Annotated in this window: 5 protein-coding genes; 4 read left to right on the plus strand and 1 reads right to left on the minus strand. The window is 71.1% G+C overall.

The window, feature by feature from the left end; genetic code table 11:
• From D3105_RS32360 to D3105_RS32375, 4 genes are all read left to right on the plus strand, one after another.
• Positions 1-1491, plus strand: a 1491-nt coding sequence (locus D3105_RS32360) for an alpha/beta hydrolase (RefSeq protein ID WP_240647103.1), incomplete at its 5' end; no start/stop codon positions are given.
• Positions 1488-2075 carry a hypothetical protein gene (locus D3105_RS32365; RefSeq protein ID WP_118906408.1) on the plus strand — a complete coding sequence of 196 codons (588 nt, stop codon included), beginning with the start codon at positions 1488-1490 and terminating at the stop codon, positions 2073-2075. The genes D3105_RS32360 and D3105_RS32365, both read left to right, overlap by 4 nt.
• Positions 2076-2226: 151 nt before the next feature.
• Positions 2227-3222: an NlpC/P60 family protein gene (locus tag D3105_RS32370; RefSeq protein WP_118906409.1), complete on the plus strand. Its 996-nt coding sequence runs from the start codon at positions 2227-2229 to the stop codon at positions 3220-3222.
• 335 nt (positions 3223-3557) lie between these two features.
• Positions 3558-4289, plus strand: a complete 732-nt coding sequence (locus D3105_RS32375; protein ID WP_118906410.1) for a phosphatase PAP2 family protein — start codon at positions 3558-3560, stop codon at positions 4287-4289.
• Positions 4290-4401: 112 nt separating this feature from the next.
• On the opposite strand, the gene D3105_RS32380 is transcribed toward D3105_RS32375, so the two are convergent.
• On the minus strand, positions 4402-4628 hold a 227-nt coding region (locus D3105_RS32380), incomplete at its 5' end, for a hypothetical protein (RefSeq protein ID WP_118906411.1).

Genomic DNA, 4628 nt, shown 5'->3' on the forward strand with positions numbered 1-4628 from the left:
CCCCAAGGCGCCACCCCCTTCCCCCCGAGCGACCTCATCGCACCGGTCGACGCGGGTAGACCCGCAGGTCCCCACGGCGGCGGGTTCCTCGACGGCTTTCTCGGGGACGGGCTCGGGGGTGACGTCCGCGGGGTCGTCGGGGCGGTGCTGCGGCCGGGGGAGACCGGGCAGCGCATCGCCGATCAGTGGGGGCGCGACACCCGCGGCGCGGAGCAGAAGTGGGCGCGGGGTGACTACATCGGCGCGGCCTGGGACTGGAACAAGGCTGTCGGCGGTGCCGGCGCCGGGCTGGCGATACCCGGGTCCGGGGCGCGGGTCGACGCCGAGGTGCGGGACGCCGAGCGGGCGCACCTCGGCGAGCGGATCCCGCGGAACGCCACGCCCGCCCAGCGCAAGGCCTGGTGGGACGGACTGTCGCCGGAGGAGCGGGAGCGGTACATCGAGCTCGTCCCGGAGCGGATCGGCAACCTCGACGGCATTCCGGTCCTCGCCCGGGACGCCGCCAACCGCCGCAACCTCCCGGCGCTCATCGACAAGCTGGAGGGCGTCGACAGCGACAAGGCCCGCGACCAGCTGGCCGGGCTGCGCGAGATCGAGCGGCAGCTGAACGAGAACGGGAAGCCGCCCATGTATCTCATCGGGATCGGGGACGAGGGGAACGGGCGCGCCATCGTCTCCTTCGGGAATCCCGATGCCTCGCAGCATGTGTCCGCCTACGTGCCGGGGCTCAACACCTCCCTCGACGAGGAGTTCGCCAAGAACGACCTCGGGCGGGCCCGCGACACCGCGATCGGGGCGCAGGGGTACGACGAGTCCACGGCGTCCATCGTCTGGCTCGGGTACGACGCGCCCCAGCTGCCGGACAAGGACGGGGTGGCGGGCTACTTCGCCGTCATGGGGACCGGGCGCGCCGAGAAGGGCGGGGCGGCCTACCGCGACTTCATGGGCGGGATCTCCGTCACCAACCGGAACGAGGACCCGCATCTGACCGCCATCGGGCACTCCTACGGGTCCCGCACCGTCGGCGCGGCCGCCGCCCGGCCCGGGGGGATCCCCGGCGTCGACGACATCATCCTCGTCGGCAGCCCGGGGGTCGGCGTCGACCACGCCGTGGACCTCGGCGTCGGCAGCGAGCACGTCTTCGTGGGGGCCGCCGCCAACGACCCGGTGACCAAACTGCCCTCGAAGACCCAGGTCGTGGTCGGCGGGCTCGGGCTGGCTCTGGGCGGGCCCGGCGGGGCGTACGTCGCCGGCGATCTCGCCGATCCGGGTGACGACGACCTCTGGTTCGGGAAAGATCCCGCGAGCAAGGCGTTCGGGGCCCGGCGCTTCCCGGTGGCCGACGGGCCGCCCCTCGTCAGCGGGAGCGGCATCAGTCTGGACTCGCACTCGATCTACTTCAGCCCGGAACGCGACGCCGTGTCCGCGGACAGCATCGCCCTGATCGTGTCGGGCAACGCCGACCGGCTCAAGATGGAGGAACCGAAGTGAGGCGAGCGAAGCGGGCCCTGCCCCCCGTCGCGGTGGTCCTGGTCCTGGCCCTCGGGGTTCCGCTGGCCGGGTGCGGGAGCGAGAGCGGCTCGCAGGGGGACGGCGTGAGCGCCGGGAAGGAGAAGCGCGTGGACATGCAGGAGGCTGCCGAGCAGTCCGACGCCATGCTTGATGCCGTCCTCAAGGGCATTGACCCCGACGTGCAGTGGGCCCATGGGCCCACCACCACCCGGGCCTGCGGGGTCACCCGTCGGCGTACCGTCATGACCATCGTCTCCCCCGAACGCCGGCAGACGTTCCTCGACCGCGCCGAGACGTTCTGGCGGAAGAACGACTACCGGATCAAGGCGGTCAACAAGGACGAGAAGTTCCCGGCGGTCTACGCGGTCACCAGGAGCGGGTTCGGTGTCAGCGTCTCGTTCCGGGGGAAGGGGCAGGCCTTCCTGGAGGCCGACAGCCCCTGCGTGAAGGAGTCGAAGGTGGCCGCCCCCACCACGGAGCCGAACGGTCCCGCCTACAAGGACGTCTATCCGCTGCCCCGGCCCAACGTCCGGTCCGACTTCTGGTCGGGAGAAGGGGGATGAGGCGGCGTCAGCTCTGGTACCGGTGAGCCGTCGGCGCCCCCGTGTGCTTCGGGTGCGCCGGTGGTGTGCCGCGGATGACTCGTACACACCGTCGAAAACACCTCTGAAGCGCGTCCCGATGGGGGATGGTTGAGGGGTGCGGAAATTCTGGGTGTTCGGTGGCATCGGCGTCGGCATGGCCATGTGCTTCCTGGCGCTGCTCGTCGTCGGTACGTACTCCGCCGCCGCCGGGCTCGCCGGGTCGGGGGGCGGCGGCGCCGTCGCGCTGGCCAAGGGGGCGGTGCCCGCGCGCTTCCAGCCGCTGGTGCAGAAGTGGGGCAACCTCTGTCCCGCCATCAACCCGGCGCTGCTGGCCGCGCAGTTGTACCAGGAGAGCGGCTGGAACCCGAGGGCGCAGAGCCACGCCGCCGCGCAGGGCATCGCCCAGTTCATCCCCGGCACCTGGGCCACGCACGGGATCGACGGCAACGGCGACGGCAAGCGGGACGTGTGGGACCCCGCCGACGCGATCCCCTCGGCCGCTTCGTACGACTGCGAGCTCGCCGGATACGTGAAGAAGGTGCCGGGCGACCCGACGAGCAACATGCTCGCCGCGTACAACGCCGGCGCGTACGCGGTGATCAAGTACGGCGGCGTGCCTCCCTATAAAGAGACGCAGAACTACGTCAAGATCATTCGTTCCCTGGAGAAGAGCTTCGCCCGGCCCGTCGGCCGGGTCGCGCCCTCCCGGCAGGCCGCCGGGGCCATCTACTTCGCTCAGAAGAAGCTCGGCACGCCCTATCTGTGGGGCGGCAACGGGACGCCCGAGCAGCAGGGGCGGTTCGACTGTTCCGGGCTGACCCAGGCCGCGTACCGGACGGTGGGCATCGAGCTGCCGCGGGTCGCCAACGACCAGTACAACGCGGGGCCGCATCCCTCGCGGGACGAGCTGCTCCCGGGGGATCTGGTGTTCTTCTCCGACGACCTCACCAATTCGCGGGCCATCCGGCACGTCGGGTTGTACGTCGGGGGCGGCTATATGATCAATGCGCCGTTCACCGGGGCGGTCATTCGGTTCGACAAGATCGATACGCCGGACTACTTCGGTGCGACCCGGGTCACCAAGGACGGTGCCGCCGCTCTTCCGACCGATCTGCCCGCGGGGTGACGTACGTCTCGCGCGGGCTTCCGGAGCGGCGAAGGGTGCTGACGGGCAGTCGGCCCTGGCGGGAACTCTCCGTGAAGCCTGGGCCCTGAGCTGCGACGACGAGTCACTCTTCGATAACGTCATAGTGATCATTCGGTGGAGAACGGAACGCACGCGACGCCCGGGCCGTTCCCTGGACAGGGAACGAGAACGCCACGCGCACTGACCATGCGTCGCAGTGAAGCTGTGCGGTGCAGTGCGGTAACGGATCGCACCGGATACGGGGGTTCGACCAGGGCGGCGGGCAAGGACGCGCGTCGCAGCAGAGAAGCAGACAAGGCAAGGGGCCGCAGCAGATGGCTGGACTCGAACTCGACGGGTCGAACCCGGACGTCAGTCTGCTCTACGACATCAACGGCCTCGCGAAGGCCGCTCCCACCTGGTTCGACCGGGTCATGGAGTACGTCGGCGAGTACGGGATCATGGTCGGCCTCGTTCTGGTGGGCCTGTGGTGCTGGTGGAGCATGCGCGGGCGCGGGACGGCCGAGGACGCCGTGACGGCCGCCGCCGCCATCGTCTGGGCGCCGCTCGCCGCCGCCATCGCGATCCTCATCAACATCCCGATCCGCGGCTTCGTCGAACGGCCGCGTCCCTTCAACGACCACGAGGGCCTTGAGGTCCTGATCCACGGCAAGACGGACTTCTCGTTCGTCAGCGACCACTCCACCCTGGCCATGGGCATCGCCGTCGGCATCTTCGTGGCGAACCGGAAGTTCGGCCTCTACGCGATCGGCCTCGCGCTCTTCGCCGGATTCAGTCGGATCTACATGGGCGTCCACTACCCGACCGATGTGATCGGCGGCTTCGCCCTCGGTACGGCCGTCACCCTGCTGCTCGCCCCGCTCGCCATGGCGCTGCTGACCCCGCTGATGGCGGCGGTCGCCCGCTCACCGAGGGTCGGCTGGTTCGTCCGGTCGAAGAGCGCGGCCGTCGCGTACGCGGACGAGCGCGGCGAGGCGGTCGGCATCCCCGAGCCGCGGCCCGGTTCCCGACGGGGCGACCCGGGGGAGAAGGACCTGGCCGCCTGACCCTCCCTGGTCCCTGATTCCTGATTCCTGCACGAACCCCCGGGCGCTCCCAGCGCCCGGGGGTTCGTGCTGTACGCGGTCGATGCCGGTGACCGCGCAGCCGCGCGGTGGATCAGGGGGCGGCGAGGTGTTCGGCGGCGTCGGTACGGGCCCGGTCCCGGGACCTGCGCGCCGGGCCCGACCAGCCGCAGCTGCAGCGGGCCAGGCAGAACGAGCCCCGTTCGATCGTCGTGGCGCTGTGCCCGGCGGGCGGGCCCGGAGGGGGAGCATCCGGCAGGGATTCGGACAGCGGCTCCGCCAGGGCGGGGGCGGTCCGGACGGGGGTGCGCGGGGCGGCGG

It is taken from the genome of Streptomyces globisporus (assembly GCF_003501885.1).
Lineage (GTDB): Bacteria > Actinomycetota > Actinomycetes > Streptomycetales > Streptomycetaceae > Streptomyces > Streptomyces globisporus_D.

Excerpts from the sequence above, each read along its gene's own strand:
- D3105_RS32375 (WP_118906410.1), top strand. The coding sequence starts at position 3,558 with ATGGCTGGACTCGAACTCGACGGGTCGAACCCGGACGTCAGTCTGCTC.